Origin of the sequence: Nonomuraea sp. NPDC050022, assembly GCF_044460705.1 — a bacterium.
In the GTDB taxonomy this organism is placed as follows: domain Bacteria; phylum Actinomycetota; class Actinomycetes; order Streptosporangiales; family Streptosporangiaceae; genus Nonomuraea.
This window is the reverse complement of sequence record NZ_JBITKE010000006.1, coordinates 430,336-454,975: the sequence shown is the minus strand read 5'-3', so window position 1 is coordinate 454,975 and position 24,640 is coordinate 430,336. Positions and strand designations below refer to the sequence as shown.

At 72.1% G+C, this 24,640-nt stretch carries 19 protein-coding genes; 14 read left to right on the top strand and 5 right to left on the bottom strand.

The window, feature by feature from the left end; all coding sequences use genetic code 11:
* Positions 1-281 precede the first annotated feature (281 nt).
* Positions 282-812: an NTF2-like N-terminal transpeptidase domain-containing protein gene (locus ACIBO2_RS27890; protein ID WP_397300517.1), complete on the top strand. Its 531-nt coding sequence runs from the start codon at positions 282-284 to the stop codon at positions 810-812.
* A gap of 203 nt (positions 813-1,015) precedes the next feature.
* Here ACIBO2_RS27890 and ACIBO2_RS27885 read toward each other — a convergent pair whose 3' ends face one another.
* Complete coding sequence (locus ACIBO2_RS27885) at positions 1,016-2,557, bottom strand: sulfatase-like hydrolase/transferase (protein WP_397300515.1); 1,542 nt, start codon at positions 2,555-2,557, stop codon at positions 1,016-1,018.
* 107 nt (positions 2,558-2,664) lie between these two features.
* Between ACIBO2_RS27885 and ACIBO2_RS27880 the strand changes: the two genes are divergently transcribed.
* The 10 genes from ACIBO2_RS27880 (at position 2,665) to ACIBO2_RS27835 (ending at position 17,372) form a co-directional block, all read left to right on the top strand.
* Positions 2,665-4,473 (top strand): sulfatase, encoded by a 1,809-nt coding sequence (locus tag ACIBO2_RS27880; protein ID WP_397300513.1) that lies wholly within the window; start codon positions 2,665-2,667, stop codon positions 4,471-4,473.
* A gap of 147 nt (positions 4,474-4,620) precedes the next feature.
* The gene (locus tag ACIBO2_RS27875; RefSeq protein ID WP_358556899.1) at positions 4,621-5,250 is read left to right on the top strand and encodes a TetR/AcrR family transcriptional regulator; all 630 of its coding nucleotides are present in this window, start codon (positions 4,621-4,623) and stop codon (positions 5,248-5,250) included.
* A gap of 176 nt (positions 5,251-5,426) precedes the next feature.
* Complete coding sequence (locus tag ACIBO2_RS27870) at positions 5,427-7,001, top strand: ABC transporter substrate-binding protein (protein WP_397300511.1); 1,575 nt, start codon at positions 5,427-5,429, stop codon at positions 6,999-7,001.
* Entirely contained in the window at positions 6,998-7,945 is a 948-nt protein-coding gene (locus ACIBO2_RS27865; protein WP_358556893.1) for an ABC transporter permease, read from the top strand. The genes ACIBO2_RS27870 and ACIBO2_RS27865 overlap by 4 nt, the downstream gene beginning before the upstream one ends.
* Positions 7,946-7,947: 2 nt before the next feature.
* Positions 7,948-8,835, top strand: coding sequence for an ABC transporter permease (locus tag ACIBO2_RS27860; protein WP_358556890.1), 888 nt, complete (start codon positions 7,948-7,950; stop codon positions 8,833-8,835).
* Positions 8,832-10,889: a dipeptide ABC transporter ATP-binding protein gene (locus ACIBO2_RS27855; RefSeq protein ID WP_397300507.1), complete on the top strand. Its 2,058-nt coding sequence runs from the start codon at positions 8,832-8,834 to the stop codon at positions 10,887-10,889. Before ACIBO2_RS27860 ends, ACIBO2_RS27855 begins: the two co-directional genes overlap by 4 nt.
* Positions 10,886-11,875, top strand: a complete 990-nt coding sequence (locus ACIBO2_RS27850) for a formylglycine-generating enzyme family protein (RefSeq protein ID WP_397300504.1) — start codon at positions 10,886-10,888, stop codon at positions 11,873-11,875. Before ACIBO2_RS27855 ends, ACIBO2_RS27850 begins: the two co-directional genes overlap by 4 nt.
* 73 nt (positions 11,876-11,948) lie before the next feature.
* Positions 11,949-13,511, top strand: a complete 1,563-nt coding sequence (locus tag ACIBO2_RS27845; protein ID WP_397300501.1) for a sulfatase — start codon at positions 11,949-11,951, stop codon at positions 13,509-13,511.
* A 16-nt stretch (positions 13,512-13,527) separates the two neighbouring features.
* A complete protein-coding gene (locus ACIBO2_RS27840) occupies positions 13,528-15,960 on the top strand; it encodes a glycoside hydrolase family 3 C-terminal domain-containing protein (protein WP_397300498.1) in 2,433 nt (810 codons plus the stop codon).
* Positions 15,961-16,016: 56 nt separating this feature from the next.
* Positions 16,017-17,372 carry a sulfatase gene (locus ACIBO2_RS27835; RefSeq protein ID WP_358556876.1) on the top strand — a complete coding sequence of 452 codons (1,356 nt, stop codon included), beginning with the start codon at positions 16,017-16,019 and terminating at the stop codon, positions 17,370-17,372.
* A 6-nt stretch (positions 17,373-17,378) separates the two neighbouring features.
* On the opposite strand, the gene ACIBO2_RS27830 is transcribed toward ACIBO2_RS27835, so the two are convergent.
* Positions 17,379-18,137 (bottom strand): IclR family transcriptional regulator, encoded by a 759-nt coding sequence (locus tag ACIBO2_RS27830; RefSeq protein WP_397300495.1) that lies wholly within the window; start codon positions 18,135-18,137, stop codon positions 17,379-17,381.
* Positions 18,138-18,214: 77 nt separating this feature from the next.
* Between ACIBO2_RS27830 and ACIBO2_RS27825 the strand changes: the two genes are divergently transcribed.
* Positions 18,215-19,012, top strand: a complete 798-nt coding sequence (locus ACIBO2_RS27825) for a cyclase family protein (protein ID WP_397300492.1) — start codon at positions 18,215-18,217, stop codon at positions 19,010-19,012.
* 12 nt (positions 19,013-19,024) lie between these two features.
* The gene (locus ACIBO2_RS27820) at positions 19,025-20,425 is read left to right on the top strand and encodes an MmgE/PrpD family protein (protein WP_397300489.1); all 1,401 of its coding nucleotides are present in this window, start codon (positions 19,025-19,027) and stop codon (positions 20,423-20,425) included.
* 58 nt (positions 20,426-20,483) lie between these two features.
* Here ACIBO2_RS27820 and ACIBO2_RS27815 read toward each other — a convergent pair whose 3' ends face one another.
* Positions 20,484-21,659 (bottom strand): hypothetical protein, encoded by a 1,176-nt coding sequence (locus ACIBO2_RS27815; protein ID WP_397300486.1) that lies wholly within the window; start codon positions 21,657-21,659, stop codon positions 20,484-20,486.
* An 89-nt stretch (positions 21,660-21,748) separates the two neighbouring features.
* Between ACIBO2_RS27815 and ACIBO2_RS27810 the strand changes: the two genes are divergently transcribed.
* The gene (locus ACIBO2_RS27810; protein ID WP_358556859.1) at positions 21,749-22,213 is read left to right on the top strand and encodes a hypothetical protein; all 465 of its coding nucleotides are present in this window, start codon (positions 21,749-21,751) and stop codon (positions 22,211-22,213) included.
* Between the two features lie 166 nt (positions 22,214-22,379).
* On the opposite strand, the gene ACIBO2_RS27805 is transcribed toward ACIBO2_RS27810, so the two are convergent.
* Positions 22,380-23,567, bottom strand: a complete 1,188-nt coding sequence (locus tag ACIBO2_RS27805) for an acyltransferase family protein (RefSeq protein WP_397300483.1) — start codon at positions 23,565-23,567, stop codon at positions 22,380-22,382.
* Between the two features lie 36 nt (positions 23,568-23,603).
* Entirely contained in the window at positions 23,604-24,626 is a 1,023-nt protein-coding gene (locus ACIBO2_RS27800) for a cation diffusion facilitator family transporter (protein WP_397300481.1), read from the bottom strand.
* Between the last annotated feature and the right edge of the window lie 14 nt (positions 24,627-24,640).

Below are 24,640 nucleotides of genomic sequence, written 5' to 3'. Positions count from 1 at the left end.
TGGCTAACAGTGTGGCGGGCCTTCCCCGACTCCAGCTGCCGCGCGCCTTCCGCCGCGAAACCGGCGTCACTCCGCGCGGCATCTGGCCAGGAGCCTTGAAGCCGTCTGGCGATAAGTGCGGGTCTCGTGCACATGCTGCGACTCGGGCGGCCACAGCCGTATCTCGCCAGTACAGTTGACCAACAATGTCCGCATTTTCTCGATATTGGCGCCGGCCAAGGATCACCATCGCTCTAGCCCTGGCTACCGTCCTCGGTCTAGGCGCCGCCGTCTACCTGTCGATGCGCACCGAAGGCTCGCCCCAGCAGACGGTGACCGCGTTCCTGACGGCCTGGCAACGCGGCGACCTGCGCGCCATGAAAGCCCAGGTACTGGAACCGCCTCGCGACTTCGACGGCATCTATGACGCCTTCACCAGGGGCTCCCAGGCCAAGAAGATCACCATCCGGCAGACCCGCGTCCGTCCCGAGTCCAACCGGAATTTCGGACAGGCCGCCGCCTATGACGCCACGTTCTCCGTCACTCTCGACGGGCCGGTCCCCTACTCCTACGACGGGCACCTCGAAGTCATCGATTTCGACCGCGCGTGGAAAATTCACTGGACCCCGACGGCGATCCACCCCGACCTGCAGGAGGTCGGTTCCAGCGAGATACGGCAGGTCCGCGTCGTCCCCCAGCCCGATGGTTCCTCCCACCTGGTCCTGCTAGAGACGCGAGCCGAGGGAGCACAGGGAGGATCCCTCTTCGCCGACGAAGGCCTCATACTGGTCGCAACCCTGGCCGACTCGGCCCAACCAGGGGTCACCGGCTAGAAGACCACTGAGATCAGGCGGTTCGGCTCCGCTGCTTGCGCGGTGGGGGTCGGTGGCGCGCTTGGGTCTGGGACTAGCGGTTGGAGTCGGTGCTGGTCTCGATGGTGTTGCCACTACGGGCAAGCCCACTCCAATCAGCCGACCCGGCGAAGCGTGTTCGGGAAGTCAGCCCGAGCGCAGCGAGGCCCTAGAGGGGGCGGGCGTCAGCCCGCCTGGGAGGACGTCCGGAGCGACGCGGAGGTCCTTGGGGCCGATCGCGGGCTTCCCGCCTGGCCGGGCGCCGGTAGGTTGACCGCCGGCCGGCGGGGGTCGCGGTTCGGGGGCAGGACGTCCGTGGTGGCGGCGAGCCAGGACAGGATGGCGGTGCGCATCCTGTCCTCCACGGCCGCATGGCGCGGGGAGCCGCTGAGGTTCCGGGTCTCGTCCGGGTCGGCGCGGCGGTCGTACAGTTCAGGTCCTTCGTAGAGCCGCCACACGTAGGTCCAGTCGCGGTCACGGGCGGCGAACGCCTTGCCGGCCAGGCGCGGGTTCTCGTGCTGGAGCTCGCCCTTGAGGTCGTACGGGAAGGCCCCGCGCTCCATCCGCGGCTCCTCCTCGGCCAGGAACCCGCCCTCGGTGAAGGCGTACGCCCGGTGCTCGGCGTCCGGATCGTCGAACAGCGGCCGCAGGCTGCGCCCGTAGTGGCTGTGGGTGGCGCGGATCCCGGCGAGGTCGAGCAGGGAGGGGAAGACGTCGACGAGTTCGACGAGGGCGTCGCTGGTGCGGCCCGCGGGCACCGGGCCGCCGCTGAGGATCAGGGGGTCGCGGGTGACGCAGGCGTGCATGGCCGACGGCCACTTCTCGATGACGCCGAAGTCGCCCAGGTACTCCCCGTGGTCGGAGAAGAAGGCGAACACGGTGTCCTCGGCCGCGCCCGTCGCGGCGACGGCGGCGCGCACGCGCCCGACGTGATCGTCCAGCCGGGAGACCATGCCGTGGTAGACGGCGGCGACCTCCTGCCAGATCTCGGGAGTGGCGCGGGCGAGTCCGTGCTTGTCCCGGATCGCCGAGAGGTAAGCCGGCGCGTTCCCGGACGGAGGCGGGACCGGCGCGGGCTGTGCGGCGCGGTCGTGCAGGGAGAACCACGGCTGCGGCACCTCGAAGGGGCAGTGCGGTGCCAGCAGGGGCACGAACAGCAGCCACGGTTGTTCGTGGGCGTCGCTCAGCCACGACTCCGCGGTCCGCACGGCCGCCTCGTCGAAGCCGACCGCGTCGTCCAGGACCTCGCCGCCGTAGAAGAGCCGGTCCCAGAGCGGGTCGTCGGCCCCGACCCCGGTGATCTCGGGGCGGCGGCGCCCGCGCTCGTACGGCTCGCCTCCCCAATGTGACCCGGCGGGCGGCCGCGTGAAGCCGTGCTCGTCCGCGCTGAGCTCGGTCGCGCCCGGCGCGAACGTGTCGCCCCGGTCGCCCGCCCAGACCACCCGGTAGCCCTGGTCGCGGAACGTGCGCAGGAAGTTCGGTTCCTCCGGCCGCAGGAGCGCGTCGAGGGTCCGGTGACCGGCCGTGTGCGGGTACCAGCCGGTGAGGAACGACGCCCGGCTCGGCGAGCACACCGGGTGCTGGACGAACGCGTTCGTGAACGTCATCCCGTCGGCGGCGAGCGCGTCGAGGTGCGGGGTACGGGCGCGCTCGGCGCCGAACGCGCCCACCGCGTCGGCCCTGAGCTGGTCGGCGACGATCACGACGACGTTGGGTGAGCGGGCCACGAGTCCTCCGGAGGGGTTGCCATGACGCCGGTGCGGCTGTTGTATGTCCGTGACGTTACCTACCTAATACTCGGTAGGTAAAGGACCTCGCCGGAAAGTGAGACCCCGTGAAGGCCATCGTCGTCATGTTCGACAGCCTCAACCGCCGCCATCTGCCGGCCTATGGGGCGCGGGATACGCACGCGCCGAACTTCGCCCGGCTCGCCGAGCGCACGGCCGTCTTCGACAACTGTTACGCGGGGAGCATGCCGTGCATGCCGGCGCGCCGGGAGATGCACACCGGGCGCTACAACTTCCTGCACCGGGGATGGGGGCCGCTGGAGCCGTTCGACGACTCGGTGCCGCAGTTGCTCACCGACGCGGGCGTGCACACGCACCTGGCCACCGACCACGCCCACTACTGGGAGGACGGAGGAGCGACCTACCACAACCGGTTCCGCACCTACGAGTTCTTCCGCGGCCAGGAGGGCGACTTCTGGAAGGGCCAGGTCGCCGACCCGGAGATGCCGCAGGATCTCAAGCGCGTCCGGCGGCCCGCCTACCGCCAGGACTGGGTGAACCGGCAATACCTCGCCGACGAGGCCGACCACCCGCAGACGCTGACCTTCGACGCGGGCCTGCACTTCCTGGACGTCAACCACGCCGAGGACGGCTGGTTCCTGCAGATCGAGACGTTCGACCCGCACGAGCCGTTCTTCAGCTACCAGCGCTATCACGACCTCTACCCCGAGGACTACGACGGTCCGCACCTGGACTGGCCCGACTACGCGCAGGTGCTGGAGACCCCCGAGCAGGTGGCGCACGTACGCAACCGCTACTCGGCGCTGCTGTCGATGTGCGACCGCTCGCTGGGCCGGGTGCTCGATCGCATGGACGAGCTGGACCTGTGGCGCGACACCCTGCTCATGGTCGTCACCGACCACGGCTTCCTGCTGGGCGAGCACGGCTGGTGGGGCAAGAACGTGCCGCCGTGGTACGACGAGACGATCCACACCCCGCTGTTCGTCTGGGATCCCCGCGCCGCGCAGGCGGCGGGCGAACGCCGCTCCGCCCTGGTGCAGACGATCGACTTCGGGCCGACGCTGCTCGACTGGTTCGGTCTCCCGCGTCCCCCCGACATGCAGGGCAGGCCGCTGGCGGAGACGGTCGCCGCGGATCGCCAGGTGCGCGAGGCCGCGCTCTTCGGTGCCTTCGGCGGGCACGTGAGCGTGACCGACGGACGCCACGTCTACATGCGCGCCCCGGCGACCGCCGCGAACGCGCCGCTGGCCGAGTACACGCTGATGCCCACGCACATGATGGCCCGCTTCCGTCCCGAGGAACTGCGCGACGCCGAACTGGCCGCGCCGTTCGCCTTCTCCAAGGGCGTGCCGGTGCTGCGGACCACGGGCCAGGCGATGTCCAACCCGTACGCCTTCGGCACCCTGCTGTTCGACCTCCAGGAGGACCCGGAGCAGCGCCACCCGCTCGTCGACGACGCGCTGGAGGCCCGGATGATCCGGCTCCTGGTCGGCCTGCTGCGGGACACCGACGCGCCGCCCGAGCAGTACGAGCGCCTCGGCCTGCCCCAGGACGGCGAGCCCGGCGAGCGGCATCTGCAGGTGCGCCGCCAGTGGGCCCAGGTCGTGGCGGCACGCGAGCCGGTGCGGCGCGAGGACTACCCGGACGGGCCGCTGAGCGCGCACACCCCCTTGCGGGAATTGCTGGCCGATCCGGCCGCGCGGGTGCTTCTGGACGAGCATGTCCCGGGTCTGCTTTCGGGCCCGCTCGCGGCCATGGCCGGCGGGCTCAGCCTCGTGGAGATCGCGGCCACCGCCGTCGGGCTGCTGCCCCGGGCCAGGCTGGCGCTGATCGCCGACGCATTGGCGCGGACCTGCGAAGATCGTGAGAATCCAGCGAAAGTTACCAGCGGGTAGGGTCTTCCTTACCTACCGAGTACTCGGTAGGTTACGGGTAATTAACACAGTAGTAACCCGGCCTTGAGCCGGGCCACACCGGCCGGGCGACGAGGGACGGGAGACCTTCCGCCGTCGTACGGTGGCCGGAGCGGAAAGGAGTCACGCATGGCGCAGGCAGAGGCAGGCCGGGTTCGCCGCCCGGCGGCCGCGCGGCGGGAGCAGATCCTCGCCGTCGCCGCGGACGCGTTCGCCATCGCGGGCTTCCGGGGCACGAGCCTGGCCGAGGTGGCCGCTAAGGTCGGGGTCTCTCAGCCCGGCCTGCTGCACCACTTCTCCGGCAAGGAGGCCCTCATCCTCGCGGTGCTCCAGCAGCGCGACCTTCAGGACGAGCAGTTCGTCGAGGCGCAGTTCCAGGGCGGCCGGCCCTCCACCAGGGAATGGCTCATGGCCTTCTGCCGCCGCAACGAGACACAACCCGGTCTCGTCCGGCTGTTCACCGTCCAGGCGGCCGAGAGCCTCGACCCGGCGCACCCGGCCCACGACTTCTTCTTCCAGCGCAACCAGCGCGTACGAAACCGGATCACCCAGCTCATCACCTCCGACCAGGAGAAGGGCGAACTGTCCGCCGCCCTCGACCCGGCCGCCACCGCCACCGAGTTGGTCGCGCTGATGAACGGCCTGCAACTGCAGTGGCTCCGCGACCCGGCGATCGACATGTGCGGGCTCTTCGAGACCGCTCTGCTGCGCCTCGGAACACCCCCGAGCGCCGCCCCACCATCGGCACCGCCTTCTTAGGCGAAGGCCCGACCTCCCTTTTCGCAGGCTTCACAGAGTTCACAGGCGAAGCCTGACCTCTCAGTAACACCCCCCTTGTACCGGTCCCGCGCGGACCGGCGCACCAGCCGGCGTGACGACGTGGGCCGCAGCATGCGCGCGGGCGGCGCCGTCCCCGGCTTAACGAGGAGCACCAAATGCGCAGAGGCCTACAAAACCCTCGAAACTCCCGTTCACCTCTTCGAATCGCCCTGGCGCTGACCCTGTCGTCCGCGCTGGCGACGGCCTGCCAGTCGGCGGTCAAGCTGGAGCAGCAGCAGGCCGCCGGCGTGTCCGCCGCGAGTTGCCGGCAGGGCGGCGCGCTGGTCGTCGCGAGCGCGCAACCGCCGCTTCCCGGCCGCGTCCTGGCCCAGAGCGCCGCGAACATGCTCTGGGCGCGCGGGGTCTTCGAACCGCTGATCAGCGTCAAGGACGGTGACGTCGCCAAGCCCGTGCCGTTGCTGGCGACCGCGTGGAAGATCGGCGCCGACGACCGCAGCGCCGTGCTCACCCTGCGCCAGGGTGTCACGTTCCATTCCGGCCGCCCGTTCACCTCGGCCGACGTGCTGTTCTCTTTCAAGCAGGCGCTCGATCCGGCGAGCCCGTCGAACGACAAGCAGATCATCGGCGGCTGGCAGATCAAGGCGACGGGCGAGCACGAGGTAACGATCGAGTCCAAGACGCCTCTGACGCCCGTGCTCGCCAGCGTCCTCGACGACACACCCATCGTGGACTCGCAGACCTATCGCGACCTCACCGACGGCTCCAAGATCATCGGAACCGGGCCGTTCCGCGTGGAGCGCTACCAGCCGGGCGCCCAGATCGTGCTGGTCCGCAACGACCGCTACTGGGAGAAGGGGCTGCCCCACCTCGACCGGGTCGAGAACGTGGTCATCTCCGACTCGACCGCGCAGCTGGCCGCGCTGCGGTCCGGGCGCACCCACCTCGCCTCCGGCCTGACGACTCAGGACGCCGCCACGGTAGCCCAGAAGGGCGGCCAGTTCCAGCTCAGCCGGAACCTGCCGGCGGTGTACTCCCTCGTCCTGGACACCGCGAACGGGGTGTTCGCCGACAAGACGGCCCGCCAGGCCATCGGGTACGCCATCGACCGCGACCGGATCAAGCAGCAGGTCTTCGGCGGCCTCGGCGACACCGGCGGCCTGGTGTGGCCGGCCGGCGCCGAATACCCCAAGGACCTGGCGAACACCTACCGCTACGACCCCGCCAAGGCCAAGCAGCTGGTCAAGGAGGCCGGCGCGACCGGGGCGGAGGTGCCGATCACCATCATCAACAACCCCCAGTTGCAGGCCGAGTACCAGATCATCGCCAACAACCTCACCGACGCCGGGCTCCGGCCGAAACTCGTCGCCCTCGCCGCGCCCGACTACCAGGCCCGGCTGGCCGCCGGTAAGGCCGGCAGCTATCTGTCCTTCCGAGGGCAGGCCGGCACTCCGTCGCTGCTCGCGCAGACGAACCCGGACGTACGGCTGCAGGGTGCCCACCGCCAGTTCACCAGCAAGGAGTACACCACCCTTGTCGGCGCGGTGATCAAGGCGGGCAGCGCCCCGGCCGCGGCCGGGGCGGTGCGCGAGCTCACCACGTACATGCTCGACCAGGCCGTCCAGCACGTCCTGGTGACGACGCCGTCCATCATGGTCAAGTCCACGGCCGTGCAGGGGGTCGCCATGACCTCCGGCGGGCTCCTGTCGCGCGAAACGTGCCTGGTCCGATGATCCGCTACCTGGTCGGGCGCATCCCCTCGATCATGCTGGTACTGCTGGCCACCAGTGTGATCGCCTTCCTCCTCCCCCGGCTGACGCCGGGCGACCCGGCCGCCGTGATCGCCGGTCCCGACGCCACACCGGAGACCATCGCCGCGATCCGCACCCAGCTCGGCCTCGACCGGCCGCTGCTGTCGCAGTACGCGAGCTGGATGGGCGGCCTGTTCACCGGCGACCTCGGGCGCTCCTTCCAGTACGGCCGCCCGGTGGCCGAGCTGATCGCCAACCGGCTGGGCAGCACCGTGCAGCTGGCGGTGCTGGCCGGGCTGTTCCTGGCGCTGGCCGGGATCGGACTGGGCGTACTCGCCGGCTCCGCCCGCTCCCGGTGGGCGCGGGTACTGGTCGACACGGCGAACACCGGCCTGCTGGCCGCGCCCCCGTTCCTGGTCGGGCTGCTGCTGATCCTGGTGTTCGGGGTCGCGATCCGCGTCCTGCCCATCAGCGGCGAGATGTCGATCATGGAGAACCCGGAGATCGGGATCCAGTATCTGCTGCTGCCCGCCCTGGCGCTGGCCCTGCCGATGTCGGCCGGTGTGGCACGGCTGGTGCAGACCTCGATGGTGGCGGTGCGCGAGGAGGACTTCGTCGACCTGGCGGTGGCCAAGGGCGTGCCGTCCCGCCGGATCAGCGTCCGGCACGTGCTGCGCAACAGCCTCGGCCCGGGGGTGGTGGCGATCGGGATCCGCTTCGGCGACCTGCTGGCCGGCGCCGTGGTCATCGAGGCCATCTTCGCCAGGAACGGGCTGGGACAGCTCGCCGTGACGGCCGCGCAGACCGCCGACTACGCGGTCGTGCAGGTCCTCATCGTCGGCACGGTGTTCGTCGCGGTCATCGCGCAACTGCTGACCGAGATCAGCCTGGCCGCCCTCGACCCCCGCATCCGATTGGGGAAGTGAAGATGACCATCCCGAAGACGATCGCTGCTCCGGCACTCGCCGGGCCGGTCCGGCGGCGGCCCGACCGCGCAGGCGCGTGGGCCCGGTACGCGCGGGCCTTCCGTACCCCGAAGGGCATCGCGGCCGCCGTCCTGCTGACGCTGCTGGTCGCGCTGGCCCTGCTGGCACCGGTCCTCGCGCCCGGCGGCTACGACCAGCAGACCAGGGACGCGCTCACCGGGCCGTCGGCGGCGCACGTGCTGGGCACCGACGAGTTCGGCCGCGACATCCTGGTGCGCACGCTGTACGCGCTGCGTACCGACCTGAGCCTGATCCTCACCGCGGTCCCGGTGAGCATGGTGATCGGCACGCTGCTCGGCCTGTCCGGCTACCTGTCGCGGATGCTCGGCTCGCTGGCCCAGCGCGTGCTGGACATCATCCTCGGCTTCCCGGGCCTGATCCTCGGCATCATGATCGTCATGATGATCGGCGCGGGCTGGAAGGCCCTGTTCGCGGCGATCGTCATCGCCGGCCTGCCCGGCTTCGGGCGGCTGGCCCGCGCGGGCCTGCTCGCCCAGCAGCAGCGGGAGTACGTGCTGGCCGCCCGGGTGCTCGGCGTGCCGCGCTCGACCGTCATGGTCCGCCACATCCTGCCCAACGTGATCGACCCGATCCTCGTGCAGACCACCGTGTTCATGGTGGTGGCGATCTTCATCGAGGCCGGGCTGAGCATCGTCGGGCTCGGCATCGACCCGCCGAACCCCTCGCTGGGCGCGATGCTCAACATCGGCGCCCGCTACATCGACGGCCTGCCCTCCTACGTGATCGGCCCCGGCCTCGTGCTGCTGCTGCTCGCGCTGGCCTTCACCTTCCTGTCCGACGCTCTCAACCAGGCGGCGACCCGACGATGAACCAAGCACTTGAGGACATGGCGCTGCTGGAGGTGCGGGGCCTGCGCACCCGGTTCGACACGGCGGACGGCGTGGTGCACGCGGTCAACGACGTGACCTTCTCGATCCGGCCCGGCCAGATCGTCGGCATCGTCGGCGAGTCGGGATCCGGCAAGTCCGTGGCCGCCCGCTCGATCCTGCGCATGGTACGCCCGCCCGGCCGGATCACCGCCGGTGAGGTGCGCTACCGGGGCACCGACCTGCTGACCCTGCCGGAGAAGCGGATGCGGGAGCTGCGCGGCCGTGAGATCGCGATGGTGTTCCAGGACCCGCAGTCCGCGCTCAACCCCGCGATGACCGTCGGCGACCAGATCGCCGAAGCGCTGATCGTGCACGGAACCACCAAGCGCGAAGCGCGTAAGCGGGCCGGGGAGCTGCTCAACCAGGTCGGCATCCCCGACGCCGGCCGCCGGATCGACGACTATCCGCACCAGTTCTCCGGCGGCATGCGGCAGCGGGTGGTGATCGCGGTGGCGCTGGCCGGCTCGCCGTCCCTGCTGATCGCCGACGAGCCGACCACCGCGCTGGACGTGACCGTGCAGGCGCAGATCCTGCGGCTGCTCGGCAGGCTCCGCGACGAGCTGGGCATCGCCGTACTGATGATCACCCATGACATGGGGGTGGTCGCCGAGATGTGCGACGAGGTCGTCGTGATGTACGGCGGCCGCGTCATGGAGCGCGGGCCCGTGGACGTCATCTTCGCCCGCCCCGAACTGCCCTACACCGCCGACCTGCTCGCCGCCATGCCCCGCATCGACGAGCACTCCGCCGGGCGGCGCCTGCCCGCCATCCCCGGCGCCCCGCCCGACCCCGCGAACCTGCCGCCGGGCTGCCCCTTCCACCCGCGCTGCCGGCTGAGCGAGGACATCTGCGCCCAGGAGGTGCCCGCGCTGTCACCACGGGCGGGCGACGGGCATCTGGCCGCCTGCCACGTCACGCAGGGCGGCGCGGCGATCCCGCCGATGCGCACCGCCGCCGCCACGTCCGCGCGCCGCGAGCAGGACCCGGCGCCGCTGCTGGAGATCGACGGCCTCAGGGTGGACGTCAACGCCGGCCGAGCCGGCCTGATCCGCAGGCACCGCCCGGTGTACGCCGTCGACGGGGTCGGCCTCACCGTCTCCGGCGGCGAGACCCTCGGGCTGGTGGGCGAGTCGGGCTGCGGCAAGTCCACTCTGGCCAGGGCCATCGTCGGCATCAACGTGGCCGCCGCGGGATCGATCCGCGTCGGCGCGCACACCGTCGGCGGCAAGGACCCGGCCGGCGCCCGGGAGCTGCGCGAGACGGTCCAGTACGTGTTCCAGGACCCCTACGCGTCGTTGAACCCGCGCCGCACCGTCCGCCAGTCCCTCGACGAGGCGCTCGCCGTGCGCGGCCTGCCGGTGGCCGAGCGGGCCGCCGAGGTGACGACGCTGGCCGAGCGCGTCGGGCTCAACGAGGGCCAGATCGACCGCTACCCGCACGCCTTCTCCGGAGGGCAGCGCCAGCGCATCGGGATCGCCCGCGCCCTCGCGGCCCGGCCGAAGCTGCTGGTGCTCGACGAGCCGGTCTCCGCGCTGGACGTGTCGATCCAGGCGCAGATCATCAACCTGCTGGAGTCGCTGCGCGACGAACTCGGCCTCGGTTACCTGTTCATCGCCCACGACCTGGCGGTGGTGCGGCATCTCAGCGATCGGGTTGCCGTGATGTACCTGGGCCAGTTCGTCGAGATCGGTGACGCCGAGTCTGTCTACACCGCGCCGCAGCACCCGTACACGGCGGCGTTGCTCGCCTCGTCCCCGATCCCGGACACCACCGGGCGCGATCGCGAGCGGATCGTGCTCGGCGGCGACCTGCCCAGCCCCATGAACCCGCCGACCGGATGCCGCTTCCGCACCCGCTGCCCGATCGGGCCGCTGCACCGCCCGGACCGTACGGTCTGCGCCGAGCAGGCGCCCACGCTCACCCCCACCGGTGCGGGCCAGCTCGCCGCGTGCCATTTCGCCGGCGAACTGGCCGGGACCGGGGTGCCCGCATGAGCGGCTGCTGCGCCCCCGGCCGCCCCTCCCCCGGCAGCCTGTCCCCCGACGGCCCGTCCACCGGCGGCCCGTCCCTCGACCGCCCGTCCTCCCGTACGCCGGTAGCCGCTCCGCGCGGGCGAGAGGGGCACGGATCCGACGAAGGGATGGTACGGCTCGCGGGCGGACCCTTCCGGATGGGCACCGACGACGCCGAAGGTTTCCCTTCCGACGGCGAGGGCCCCGTCCGCACGGTGGAGCTGTCGCCGTTCCTCATCGACCGCTACGCGGTGACGAACGAGGAATTCGCGGCGTTCGTCGCGGATACGGGGTACGTCACGGAAGCGGAGCGGATCGGCTGGTCCTATGTCTTCGTCCGGTTCCTGAACCGAGAGTTGCGCCGGATCTCGCCGCGCCCCGAGATCACCCCGTGGTGGGCGGCCGTCCGCGGGTCGGACTGGCGCCATCCCGAAGGCCCTGGCAGCCTCCTGGAGGACCGCGGCGACCACCCGGTCGTCCATGTGTCCTGGCACGACGCCGACGCCTACGCCCGCTGGGCCGGCGGACGCCTGCCGACCGAGGCGGAATGGGAGTACGCCGCACGCGGCGGCCACGACCAGCGCCGCTACCCCTGGGGCGACGAGCTCACCCCCGGCGGCCGGCACCTGGCCAACATCTGGCAGGGCCGCTTCCCGGTCACGAACACCGCCGAGGACGGGTACGCGGGGACCGCGCCGGTGCACGCGTTCCCGCCCAACGACTACGGCCTGCACAACATGGCCGGCAACGTCTGGGAGTGGTGCGCCGACTGGTGGGCCACCGACCACGCCCCGAACACCAAGGACCCGTCGGGCCCGCGCTCGGGCACCGACCGGGTGATGCGCGGCGGCTCGTACCTCTGCCACGCCTCCTACTGCAACCGCTACCGGGCCGCCGCCCGCTCGCACAACACGCCGGACAGCTCCGGCGGCAACACGGGCTTCCGCTGCGTCCGCGACTCCAACTGATCGACCACGTCCGGGAGTCCAGCTGACCGAGCGCGTCCGCGACTTCAACTGATCGACAACATGAAGGGTTTCCATGCGCGTCATCTACATTGATGTCGACACACTCCGGGCCGACCACACGCAGCCCTACGGCTACCAGCGCCCCACCACCCCCAACCTGCAGGCGCTCGCCGACAAGGGCGTCACCTTCGAGCGCTACTACTGCTCCGACTCCCCCTGCCTGCCCTCGCGCACCGCGCTGACCAGCGGCCAGTTCGGCATCACGAACGGGGTCGTCGGGCACTTCGGCGAGGCCGCCCGCTACCGGCTCGACTCCGGCCACAGCCCGCATCCGGAGCGCCCGCTGCTCGGCCAGCGGCTGGGCCAGCACGGCTACTACACGGCCGCCGTGTCGATGTTCGCCGAGCGGCACCGGGCCTACTTCTTCCTCGGCAACTTCCGCGAGTCCATCCGGGCCAGCAACGAGATCAACGACGAGGACGGGCGCGACATCAACCGGGTCGGCCTCGACTGGATCCGCCGCCACGCCCACGAGGACGACTGGTATCTGCACCTGACCTACTGGGAGCCGCACACCCCGTACCTGACCGAGCCGGGCTGGACCGAGAAGGCGGCCGAATCCGGCCCGCCACCGGCCTGGCCGGACCAGGAGGCCATCGACGGGCACGCCGAGGTCTACGGGCCCCGCAGCGCGCTGGACCTGCACTACTCGGTCGTGCCGCGCCCCTCGCCGGTCCCGCACAACATGCCGGACGCCATCCGCACCCGCGCCGACTACGAGCACCTCATCAACGGCTTCGACGGCACGATCATGTACTGGGACAGCCTGTTCGGCGAGCTGCTCGCCACGCTGGACGAGCTCGGCATCGCCGAAGAGACCGCGATCATCGTGAGCGCCGACCACGGCGAGTCCTTCGGCGAGAACGGCTCCTACGCCGAGCACGGCCACGCCAACGAGCCGGTCCACCGCGTGCCGATGATCGTCTACTGGCCCGGGGTGACCGACGACCTGCCCGAGGACGCGCGCCGCTGCGACGCCCTGCTGTACAACATCGACCTCGCCCCCACGCTGTGCGACCTGCTCGACATCCCGATCCCGGGCGGCTGGCAGGGCGCCTCGTTCGCCGAGGCGGTACGCGGCTCCGCCATCCCGTCGCGGCCGTACCTGGTGCTGGGCCACGGCGCCCACACCTACCAGCGGGCGGTGCGCACCCGCGAGCACCTCTACATGCGCACCTATCACCCGGGCAGCTGCCGCGCCGAGTGGGAGCAGCTCTTCCACGTCGAGTCCGACCCGCACCTCACCACCGACCTCATCGACAAGGAGCCGGAGCTCGCGGCGCAAATGCGGACGCACCTGTCGGAGTGGTGGCACACCTACGCCGGCCGGCCAGGCGCGCTGCCCGACCCCATGCAGACGACGCTGCAGGTCGGGCCCACCTACTACAACGACCCGGCCCGCTACATGGAGCACCTGCGCGCCACCGGCCGCGCCCACCTCGCCGACGACCTGGCGGAGCGGCTGTCCACCGCGACCGGCGCCACGCCGGTCTCGTGGCACGCCCCGGAGATCCCGTGGACGCCCGAGCGGCACGCCGGGCTGGAACGCCGGATGGCCGCGGCCAAGCCCGCCTGACCGGAAAGTGACCGCGATGACCACCTCACACCCCGCTTCCCTGGACCTTCCCGGGAAGGTGGCCCTGCTCACCGGCGCGAGCATGTTCACGCTTCGGCCCGAGCCGTCCCTCGGGCTCGGTGAGCTGCGTATGTCCGACGGGCCGACCGGCGTGCGCGGCATGACGTTCACCGGCGGCCGCACGGTCGCCCTGTTCCCGAACGCGACCCTGCTGGCCTCGTCCTGGAACACCGGCAGCGCCTACGAGCTGGGCAGGATGCTCGCCGAGGAGGCCGTCGCGCAGGGCGTGCACGTCGTGCTCGGGCCGACGATCAACCTGCACCGCAGCCCCCTCGGCGGACGGCTGTTCGAGGCCTACTCCGAGGACCCGCTGCTGTCGGGCGTGCTCGCCGCCGCGTACGTGCGCGGGCTGCAGGACCACGGCGTCGGCGCCTGTCTGAAGCACCTGGTGGCCAACGAGTCGGAGACCGCCCGGCACACCGTGGACAGCGTGGTGGACGAGGCCACGCTGCGTGAGGTGTACCTGCTGCCGTTCGAGATCGCCGTCGCCGACGCGGACGCCTGGTCGATCATGGCCGCGTACAACCGGGTCAACGGCGTCCCCGCCACCGAGCAGCACCACGTGATCAACGAGATCGTCAAAGGCGAGTGGGGCTACCGCGGGCTGATCGTCTCCGACTGGTGGGCCACGACGAGCGCCGCCCCCGCCGCCAACGGCGGGCTCGACCTGGTGATGCCGGGCCCCGCCGGACCGTGGGGCCGGCACCTCGTGGACGCCGTCGAGGCGGGCGAGGTCGACGAGGCGGTGATCGACGACCACGTACGCCGCCTGCTGCTCCTCGCGGAACGGGTCGGCGCGCTCGGCGAGCGGCCCGGGGAGTCGCCCGGCGAGCAGCCCGGGAAGTCGCCCGGGGAGTCGCCCGCCCCGGACAGCCCGGTCCGCCGGGCCCAGCTCACCCGGCTGGCCGCCGAGGGCATGACCGTGCTCAAGAACGAGCACGCGACCCTGCCCCTGGCGCGTGGCGCCACCGTCGCGCTCATCGGCCGCCACGCGGTCGACACCATCGACATGGGTGGCGGATCGGCCCAGGTCAATCCCCCGTATCAGGTCAGCGTGGCCGAAGGGCTCACCGCGCTGCTCGGCGACGCCGTGACGGTCGTGGACGGGGTGGAGGTCCGGGACCGGCCCGTACCGGCCGCGCCGGGCTTCGCCGTGCACCCGGTCACCGGCGACCCGGGTGTGCAGGTGATGGTGTACGCCGAGAACGGAACACTGATCGACGAGCGGCACGCCGTCTCGGGCGCCACGATGATCGGGATCGACGACGACCTGCCGGAGCCGCCGCATGTCGTACGCCTGCGGGCCCGCCTGCCCGAGGGTGGGCGGGTGCGGGTCGGCGGGATCGGCGTGGGCTCCTGGCAGGTGCGTGCCGGTGATCACGTGGAGCGGTTCGAATTGGCGCTCTCCAGCGGAGACGTCGGTGAGGCGGTCCTGCGGCCACCGGGCGCCACGACGCTCGCCGAGGTCGCGCCGGGTGACGTCGTCGAGGCCGAGGTCCTGCCGGCGAGCACAGGTCCCCGCGGCAAGAGGGGGCTCTACGGGCTGGCCGCGCACCCGGCACCGGACGACGTGGAGACCGTGACGGCCCGCGCGGTCAGCGCCGCCCGCGCCGCGGATGTCGCCGTGGTCGTCGTCGGGCTCACCGAGGAGCAGGAGACCGAGTCGGTCGACAAGACCACGCTGCGGCTCCCGGGCGCCCAGGACGACCTGGTCACCGCGGTCGCCGCCGCGGCCCGCCGCACGGTGGTCGTGGTCAACGCGGCGACCCCGATTCTCATGCCGTGGCTCGACCAGGTGGACGCCGTACTCTGGGCGGGCCTGCCCGGACAGGAGGGCGGTCACGCCGTGGCGGCCGCGCTGCTCGGCGACATCGAACCGGCCGGCCGCCTGGTCACCACCTTCCCGGCCGCGGACGGGGCCGTCCCCGCCTGGTCGGTCACCCCTGTGGAGGGCAGGCTCGGCTACACCGAAGGCGCGTTCGTCGGCTACCGCGGCCACGAGGCCGGCCGCGCGCCCGAGCCCGCGTTCTGGTTCGGGCACGGCCTCGGCTACACGACGTGGGCGTACTCCGACGCCGAACTCCTCGACGAGCAGGGCCGGCACGTCGCCGTGACCGTCACCAACACCGGCGGCAGAACCGGGCGCGAGGTCGTCCAGGCGTACTTCCGTCCTGACGATCCCCGCCAGCCGGTGCGGCTGATCGGCTGGCGGGCCGCGACCGTCCCCTCCGGCCAGAGCGCACGGGTCGAGGTGAGCGCCGACCCCCGCGTGTGGCGCCGCTGGGACGACGAGCGCGGGACCTGGGAGTCGCTGCCCGCGCGGGGCCGGATCCTGCTCGCCCGCGGCCTGGGCGACATCCGCGTCACCCTCGAACTGGCCGGCCGCTGAGGAGCGTCATGCCATGTCCGCGCCACCCTCCAACTGACCGGCCGCTGAGGAGCGTCATGCCATCGAACATCCTGCTGATCACCGCCGACGACATGGGCGGCGACACCCCGGGCTGCTTCGGCGGGCCGGCGGAGGTGACCCCCGCTCTCGACCGGCTCGCCGCCGAGGGGATGACGTTCGGGCGCGCGCACGTGGCCATCGCCGTGTGCCAGCCCAGTCGGTCCGCGATCATGACCGGTCGGTGGCCGCACCGCAACGGCGCGCAGGGGTTCGAGCCCATCGCCGACGGGGTGCCCGTGCTCACCCGGCTCCTGCGCGAGGCCGGGTACATGTCCGGCATTCTCGGCAAGGTGCAGCACCTGCAGCCGGTGGAGGCGTTCGGCTGGGACTTCACCCGCGGCATGCGCGAGCTGGGCATGGGGCGCGATCCGCGGGCCTACGGCGAGGCGGCCCGGCGGTTCATGACGGAGGCGGCCGAGCAAGGCCGCCCCTGGTTCCTCATGGCCAACGCGCACGACCCGCACCGCCCCTTTTCCGGCGGCCAGGACGAGCTGGAGCGGTTCCCGGCCGAGGAGCGGGCCACCTACCCGGCCCCGTCGAAGGTGTTCGGGCCGGCGGACGACGTCGGCGCCGTGCCGGGCTTCCTGCCCGAACTGCCGGAGGTGGCGCGGGAGTACCGCGAATACCTCAGCTCGTCGCGCCGTTGCGACGACGTGGCCGCCGAGGTGCTGCGCGCGCTGGAGGAGAGCGGGGCGGCCGGCGACACGCTGGTGGTGTTCCTGTCCGACAACGGGATCGCCGTGCCCTTCGCCAAGGCCAACTGCTACCTGCAGAGCAGCCGGACGCCGCTGATCGTCCGCTGGCCCGGCGTGACCCGCCCCGGGACGCGCGAGGACACCGCGTTCGTGTCGATGCTCGACCTGTTCCCGACGTTCTGCGCGGCCGCCGGCCTGCCGGAACCGGCGGGTCTGGACGGGCAGGGCATGCTGCCGCTTTTGCGCGGTGAGCCGCAGGACGGCCGGGACGCGGTGTTCACGGTCTTCCACGAGACCGCGGCCAAGGGCCGGTACGAGATGCGCTCCCGCCAGGACGCGCGGTTCGGCTACATCTGGAATGAGTGGTCCGACGGCGCTCGCGCGTACCGGGCGGAGAACATGTTCGGCAGAACCTGGCCGGCGATGCTCGCCGACGCGCGGCTCGCCCCGCGCACCCGCTTCTACCTGCACCGCGCGCCCGAGGAGCTCTACGACCTCCACGCCGACCCGCACTCTCTGACCGACCTGTCCGGCGACCCCGAACACGGTAAGGACCTGGCGGCCGCCCGGCGCGACCTGCTCGCGTGGATGACCGAGACCGGCGACCCGTTGCTCGGCACCTACCGCGCGTTCCTCAAGGAGCGCGTCCCGGGCTGAGGACGGTCAGTGGTGGCCCAGGTGGGCGGACAGGCGGTCGGTGGTCTGGAGGAGGGCGGCGGCGCAGGCGTCGGCTTCGGCCATGAAGCGGTCGGCCGGGCCGCACACGCTGATGACCGCCGCCGGTCGGCCGTGGTGGTCGAGGATGGGGGCCGCCACGGAGGCCGCGCCGCTCTGCCGTTCGGCGATCGACATCGCGTAGCCGCGGCGGCGGATGAGGGTCAGGTCGGTGCGCAGGCGGCCGGGGTCCGTGACGGTGGCGGGCGTCAGGCTCTCCAGGGAGCGGGCGAGATAGCGGTCGATATCCGCTTCTGGGAGGAACGCCAGGAACGCCTTGGACGAACCGCCCGCGTGCAGCGGATACGGCACGCCCAGCGAGACCGACATGATCACCTCCCGCTCGGGTGTCGCCTGGTCGATGTAGACGCGGGTGTCGCCGGTCCTGATCGACAAGGTGGCGGTCTCGCCGGTCAGCCTCGACAGGGCGGGCAGTTCGGGCGCGGCCAGCCGCCGTACGTCGATGCGGTCGAGGTAGGCCAGGCCGAGCCGCATCGCCGTCAGCCCGAGCGAGTAGCGCCTGCTCTCCTCGTCGAGCACGACCAGCCCCCGGCTCCTGAACGAGGCCAGCACCCGGTGCACCGCGGCCTTCGACATGCCCAGGCTCTCGGCCAGCTCGGTGACGCCGAGCGTGTCCGTGCCCGCCTCGGCGAACCGGACGAGGATGTCGGCGGCCCGTTCGACGGTGGCGGCGGTCTGGCTGGGCATGGTGGGCCTTCCCCGGTGAATCATGTGTACTGTCGGGAACAGCATTCCTACTATTGGAACACAAGGAGCCACCGGATATGTCGTCGTTGTGGAAGGCCCTGGAGGGCTCGCGCGTGCTGGACCTGGCGCAGCCGATGCGCAAGGGCATGCCGCAGTCCCCCAACCACCCGCCGTTCCGGATGGCCCTGGAACGCCGCCACGGCGACATGGTCAGGGCCGACGGCGGCTCGGCCGCCAACGAGATCATCGTCACGGGCGGCCACGTCGGCACGCACGTCGACGCTCTGGCGCACGTCTCCCAGGAGGGCCTCCTGTACGGCGGGCAGCCCGCGGGCGAGGTGATGTCGCACGAGGGGTTCAGCGTCATGGGCATCGACGGGTTCGAGCCGTACGTGGGCCGGTGCGTGCTGCTCGACGTGGCCGCCGTGCACGGGGTGGCCACGCTGCCCGCCGGCTATGAGGTCACCGCCGACGATCTGGAGCGGGCCGCCGGAGACCTGGAGATCCGCGCGGGCGACTCCGTACTGGTCGGGACCGGCTGGTCGCGGCTGTGGGAGTCGGGGGACGACTTCGTCGGTCAGCGGAACGGCGTTCCGGGTCCGGGCGCCGATGCCGGCCGCTGGCTGGCCGCGCGGCGGCCACGCGTGGTGGGCGGCGAGACCATCGCCTTCGAGCACATCGCGGCGGGCCGCGGGCATGCCACGCTCCCCGTGCACCGGATCATGCTGGTGGAGTCGGGCATCAACATCGTGGAGACGATGCGGCTGGCCGAACTGCTCGACTCGGGAGTCCGCGAGTTCCTGCTGGTGCTGAACCCGCTGCCGATCGTCGGTGCCACGGGCGCCCCGGTCCGCCCGCTCGCCGTCATCGCCTGATCGGGAGCGGAAATGACCACTCATGTTCAGCGGCTCGCGGAATTCGCCGTGGATTGCCGTGATCGCGGCGTCCCGGCCGAGGTACGCGACGACGTGACGGGCCGGGTGCTCGACGTGCTCGGCAACTGCCTGGCCGCCTACGCGGAGCCGGCGGGTGACGCGGCCCCGGCCGTGCTGCGGGCCGTACGACGGTGGCAGGGGGCCGGGGAGGCGATCGCGATCGGAAGCGGCGACCGGCTGCCCGCGCCCTCGGCGGCGCTGGTCAACGGCACGCTGGCGCACGCGCTCGACTATGACGACACGCATCTGCCGTCCGTACTGCATCCGAGCGCTCCCGTGGTGCCCGCCGCGCTGGCCGCCGCCGAGGCCACGGGCGCCTCCGGCGAGCGGCTGATCGCGGCCGTCGCGGCCGGCGTCGAGGTGTGCAACCGGCTCGGCATGGCCTCCTACCTGCCGGAGGCCGGCAACTCGCTGTTCTTCGAGAAGGGCCAGCACGCCACCTCGATCTGCGGCACGCTCGGCGCGGCGGTCGCGGCCGGGCTGCTGTACGGCCTGGACGCCGCCGGCATCGCCCACGCCGTCGGGGTGGCGGCCAGCATGGGCGCCGGCGTCCTCGAGGCCAACCGCACGGGCGGCACGATCAAGCGGGTGCACTGCGGCTGGGCGGCCCACTCGGGCGTCACGGCGGCCGTGCTCGCGCTGGAGGGGCTGACGGGGCCGCCCACGGTGCTGGAGGGCCGGTTCGGCTTCTTCCAGGCGTGGCTGGACGGCCGGTTCGACGCCGAGGCGCTGCTGTCGGGTCTGGGCGAGCGGTGGGAACTCCTGCGCACGGTCTACAAGCCGTATCCGACGAACCACTTCACCCATCCGGCCATCGACTGCGCCCTCGCCCTGCGCGCCGGCGGCCTGTCCCCCGCCGACATCGAGGAGGTCGAGCTGGGGGTCGCGGCTCCGGTGCTGCGTACCATCGCCGAGCCCCGGGCCGACAAGGTCAGGCCGCAGTCGCCGTACCACGCGAAGTTCTCGGGACCGTACACGGTCGCGGCGGCGCTGCACGGCGGCGGCGGGCTGGGGCTGTCACTGGACGACTTCGCCGCCCTCGATCCCGAACGGCTGGCGCTGGCCGAGCGGGTGCGCTGCGTGGCGGACGAGCGGGCGACGGAGATCTTCCCGCACGCGTTCGCGGCCGTGCTGCGGGTACGGCGCCGCGACGGCTCGGTGCTGGAGCACCGGGTGGACTCCTCACGCGGCGGCCCGGAACATCCGCTGACGGCCGAGGAGCTCGCGGTGAAGTTCCGCACGAACGCCGGGCGGGCGCTCGACCCCGACCGCGTAGCGGTCCTCGTCACAGTGGGTCGCGGCCTGCCGGAGGCCCCAACCGTGGCACCGCTCCTCCGGCTGACGATCGCCTGAGCCACCTGGGTGGGGATCGGCATATGGTGGTGTCTCTGCTGCGCCGACAGTAGGCCGGTTACCGAGAGGTGGTCCACCGCGGCCCGTCAGGTGTGTCCTCGACGAGCACGCCGCCGCTGAGCATCGCCGCCCGCAGCGCGTCGGCGGTCTCGTAGCGGCCCTGCCTGCGCAGGTCGTTGCGGAGCGCCAGCAGAGCCTCGACGAGGGCGCGCAGGTCGGCGGTGGTGGCCACCTCGGCCAGCCGGGCGATCAGCAACCGCATGAGCTCCCGGGCCTCGTCGACGCCGCCCGCGTCCTCCTCGGTGTCGGCCGCCCACTTGACCAGCTCGGCCTCCAGGTCGAGGACGGCGCGGGCCGCGGCGCCCAGGTCGGGCGCCGCCGCCGCGAGCTGGAAGCGCCGCTCGCAGGAGCGGATGGTCTCCTCCAGCGTGATCTGGGCCGGCGCGGTGACGGCGGCGGGCCGGGGCGACGGCGCGGCGGTGACGCAACCGCCTTCGGCCAGGCGGCGGACCTCCCCCAGACCGATGTGGGTGCCCGCGGGCAGGACCGCCTGCGAGCCGGGACGACGTACGGTCAGCCCGCCGCGGCCCGCCACCTCGACGGTCTCGGCGTCGAGGTCGATGACGACCGCGGTGTGCTCGTCGATGCCGAGAACGGCCGTGCCCGGCGGCAGCTCCCGCTCCATCCGGGACAGCCGCCGCTCCCCCAGGTAGCAGTAGCGGGTGTCGTGGGTGCCGCCTTCGGCGTTGTCGAAGTGCGGGATCAGCACCGCCCGCAGGTCGAGCGCCGCCAGCAGGTCGAGGCCCTCGCGCCAGTGCGGCTCGGCGCCCACCTTGTAGATCTCATAGACCGGCACCGTCGCGAGGCCTGCCGTGCAGGCGGCGGCCGAGGCCAGCACGGTCACGCCCTGACGGGCGCGGACACGGGCCCGCAGGTCGCCCGCCGTGGGGGCGGCCGTCCACTGATCGAGGGCGTACGTCGGGCTGCCGGGACCGGAGAACACCCAGTCGGCTCCGGCCGCTCCCGTCGCCACCTCGACCTCAAGGCCGACACTCCGGGCGAAGTAGCGACGGGCACGGGCGGAGATGTCGGCCGCGTTCTCCTGGAAGGCGTAGGGGGTGTCGAGCAGCACGGCCCGCGCGCCCGGCCGCAGCCGCCGCGCGGCGGAGCGGTGGACCTCCACCATGGTCGGGCTCGTCTCGCCCGACCCCATGAGCACCAGCAACCCGGGCATGGCTGTCCGCCTCTCTCTTCGCGTCTCCCTATCTACGGCCTTCTGCGAATAGATCGCTTCTGCATATCGCTGGCAGTAGATTGTCGGAGGTGACGGGAAGACACGTCGTCTCGGTCGAGACGCTCATGCTACGGGCGGGCAGTGACAGTAAGTGGGCGTACCGGCACGCCACCGCCGTGCCCGCCCCCGGGGAGACCCCCGACCAGGCCGCGCGGCGGGTCAGCGGGATCCCGGCCGACGCGCCGTCCACCGTCGTGCACTCCACGAGCTGGCGCTGCCGCCCCGAGGGCGAGATCGTGCTCACGTACGCCGTCTGCCCGGACCCTGAGCCCTGGCTGCCCGCGATCGACCTGCCCGTGCTGGAGATCGTCGCCGGTGACGCACCCGCGACGCCCGCGCCCGGCCGCGTCGAGGTGGCCAATGTGGTGGCCCACGCCATCCGGCACCTGGCGTTCCTGACAACCGAGGATCCCGTCGTACGGCAGGCACTGGCCCATCACCCGGAGATCGTCACAGCCCTGGACCAGCCACGGCGGTGCGTCACGACTCCCTGAGCGCCAGCCGGTCGTCGTCCGTCCGCCCTCGACGAGGTTGCCTCTCCACGAAACCCCAGCCACACGGACCGTCTCCTTCCGCTCCCCCGAAGGGGGTATCCCGCCAAAAGGACCCCAGCCACGACGGACCGTCACACGGATCGAGGCGGTCGCGTGACGAACCGCCCTAGGCGGCGCGACGGGACACCCGACGGCCTAACGACTGCATCGGCTTCTCGACGAAGCGGTAAGCCAGGGCGCTGGCCAGCAGGACCAGCACCATGGCCAAGGTAGCCATGCCGATCTGCAGCGGCAGCGGCGACCGCCGCAGATCCCCGCTCACCTCCACGAAGAACTTCAGCAGCGGATGATGCACCAAATACAGCGAGTAGCTGATCAGCCCGAGCCAGGTCAGCACCCGCGGCACCCGCCGCCCCCGCAGCGCCATCCCGCCCGCGAAGGTGGCCGCCGCCAGCGCGATCGTGGTGATCCACACGTCCGGCTCGACCCACCACCATCCCGCCTCGATCGCCCAGATCGGGGCCAGCGCGACCAGCCCGGCGGTCACCGCAACCGGCCACAGCCCGCCCGTGCCGCGTTCCCAGCGGTGGATCGCGGTCCCGGCGAACATGACGCCCAGCACGGCCACGCCCATCCACGGCACCCGGCTGCCGAGGACCAGCAGCGCCACCGCCATCAGGCCCAGGGCGCACGCCGCCCCCGTACGGAATCTGCCCGAGATCACGCACGCCATCCCGGCGAAGAAGGCGGCCCCGGAGGCGTACGCGACCCAACCGCCCTTCAGCAGCGCCCCGCCGACCAGCAGCCCGACCACCACCGAACCGGCCGCGAACAGCACCGCGAACAACCCGCTCCGCTCATGCAGCCGGGTCACGAACAGCGCGGTGACGAGCAGGTAGAACACCATCTCGTACGAGAGCGTCCACATGGTGTCGGCCACACCCCCGACGCCCACCACGTCGAGCAGCATCGTCGCGTGCGCCGCCACAGCCGTGCCGTCGCGGGGCACCTCCGCGCGTACCGGCACCCACCAGGCCGCCGCCAGCACCAGGGCGGCCACGGCGAGGTAGAGCGGGTAGAGGCGGAAGGCGCGGCTGACCCAAAACGTCCGCACATCGCCGTGCCGCTCCAGCGACGTCGGGATGATGTAGCCGCTGACCAGGAAGAACACCAGGATGCCGTAGACACCGAGACTGAACCAAAAGGGCCGGAGCGCCGGCAGGAACCAGGGCAGCAGGTGCTCGGCGACCACGGCGAGCGCCCCGATGCCGCGCAGGGCGTCGAGCCAGGCGAGGCGCGCGGGGGCGGGGGCCGTGGTGGGTGTGGTCGTGGCGGGGGCGATCGACACCCGCATCAACCTACCCTGACCCGGACGAGTGATGCCCCATCGTCAGCGATGGCTGGTCAGCGGGGCGTGATGGTCGGCGCCCGCCGGGCCGTGCGGGTCGGTGTGTACGGTGGCGGCGCGCAGTCTGGGCAGGCCGTGGATGAGGCGGTGTTCGGCGGCCACGGCCACGGCGTGCGCGTCCACGAGGGAGAGTTCGTGGCCCACCAGGATCTCCACCTCGGCGTGCAGCGCGTGGCCGATCCAGCGCAGCCGTACGGAGCCGACGCGTTCCACTCCCTCGACGCCGCCCAGGATGGCTTCGGCCTCGTCGACGATGGCCGGGTCGACGGCGTCCATGAGCCGGTGATAGATCTCACGGGCGGCGTCGCGCAGCACGAAGCAGATGGCGACGGTGATGAGCAGGCCGACGATCGGGTCGGCGAGGGGGAAGCCCAGTGCGGCGCCGCCCGCGCCGATGAGCACGGCGAGGGAGGTGAAGCCGTCGGTCCTGGCGTGCAGCCCGTCGGCGACCAGCGCGGCGGAGCCGATCTCCCTGCCGACCCCGATCCGATAGCGGGCCACCCACTCGTTGCCGAGGAACCCGACCACGGCCGCCGCGGCCACCCACCCGACGGCCCGCATGTCCTGGGGGTGGAACAGCCGCGTGACCGCCTCGTACCCGGCCAGGACGGCCGAGGCGGCGATGATCAGCACGATGGCGATGCCGGCGAGGTCCTCGGCTCGGCCGTACCCGTAGGTGAAGCGGCGGGTGGCCGCCCGGCGGCCGAGCGAGAAGGCGATCGCGAGCGGTACGGCCGTGAGCGCGTCGGCGACGTTGTGCAGCGTGTCGCCGAGCAGCGCGACAGAGCCGGACATGACGACGATCACGGCCTGGACGGCGGCGGTGACCAGCAGCACACCGAACGAGACGGCCAGCACGCGCAGCCCGCGACTGCTGCCTTCCAGGGCGGCGTCGGTCTTGTCGGCGCTGTCGTGACTGTGCGGCGCGAGGGCATGCCCGGCCTTCGCTAGCAGCCCTCTGATCCCGCCGCGCCCACGCTTGCCCTCATGCCCGTGACCATGCACATGCTCATGACCGT

What these genes read in the sequence shown, in the direction of transcription:
- ACIBO2_RS27890 (WP_397300517.1), top strand. Translation starts at nt 282, where the DNA reads ATGCGCACCGAAGGCTCGCCCCAGCAGACGGTGACCGCGTTCCTGACG.
- ACIBO2_RS27875 (WP_358556899.1), top strand. Translation starts at nt 4,621, where the DNA reads ATGGCGCAGGCAGAGGCAGGCCGGGTTCGCCGCCCGGCGGCCGCGCGG.
- ACIBO2_RS27870 (WP_397300511.1), top strand. Translation starts at nt 5,427, where the DNA reads ATGCGCAGAGGCCTACAAAACCCTCGAAACTCCCGTTCACCTCTTCGA.
- ACIBO2_RS27865 (WP_358556893.1), top strand. Translation starts at nt 6,998, where the DNA reads ATGATCCGCTACCTGGTCGGGCGCATCCCCTCGATCATGCTGGTACTG.
- ACIBO2_RS27860 (WP_358556890.1), top strand. Translation starts at nt 7,948, where the DNA reads ATGACCATCCCGAAGACGATCGCTGCTCCGGCACTCGCCGGGCCGGTC.
- ACIBO2_RS27855 (WP_397300507.1), top strand. Translation starts at nt 8,832, where the DNA reads ATGAACCAAGCACTTGAGGACATGGCGCTGCTGGAGGTGCGGGGCCTG.
- ACIBO2_RS27850 (WP_397300504.1), top strand. Translation starts at nt 10,886, where the DNA reads ATGAGCGGCTGCTGCGCCCCCGGCCGCCCCTCCCCCGGCAGCCTGTCC.
- ACIBO2_RS27845 (WP_397300501.1), top strand. Translation starts at nt 11,949, where the DNA reads ATGCGCGTCATCTACATTGATGTCGACACACTCCGGGCCGACCACACG.
- ACIBO2_RS27840 (WP_397300498.1), top strand. Translation starts at nt 13,528, where the DNA reads ATGACCACCTCACACCCCGCTTCCCTGGACCTTCCCGGGAAGGTGGCC.
- ACIBO2_RS27835 (WP_358556876.1), top strand. Translation starts at nt 16,017, where the DNA reads ATGCCATCGAACATCCTGCTGATCACCGCCGACGACATGGGCGGCGAC.
- ACIBO2_RS27830 (WP_397300495.1), bottom strand. Translation starts at nt 18,137, where the DNA reads ATGCCCAGCCAGACCGCCGCCACCGTCGAACGGGCCGCCGACATCCTC.
- ACIBO2_RS27825 (WP_397300492.1), top strand. Translation starts at nt 18,215, where the DNA reads ATGTCGTCGTTGTGGAAGGCCCTGGAGGGCTCGCGCGTGCTGGACCTG.
- ACIBO2_RS27820 (WP_397300489.1), top strand. Translation starts at nt 19,025, where the DNA reads ATGACCACTCATGTTCAGCGGCTCGCGGAATTCGCCGTGGATTGCCGT.
- ACIBO2_RS27815 (WP_397300486.1), bottom strand. Translation starts at nt 21,659, where the DNA reads ATGCCCGGGTTGCTGGTGCTCATGGGGTCGGGCGAGACGAGCCCGACC.
- ACIBO2_RS27805 (WP_397300483.1), bottom strand. Translation starts at nt 23,567, where the DNA reads ATGCGGGTGTCGATCGCCCCCGCCACGACCACACCCACCACGGCCCCC.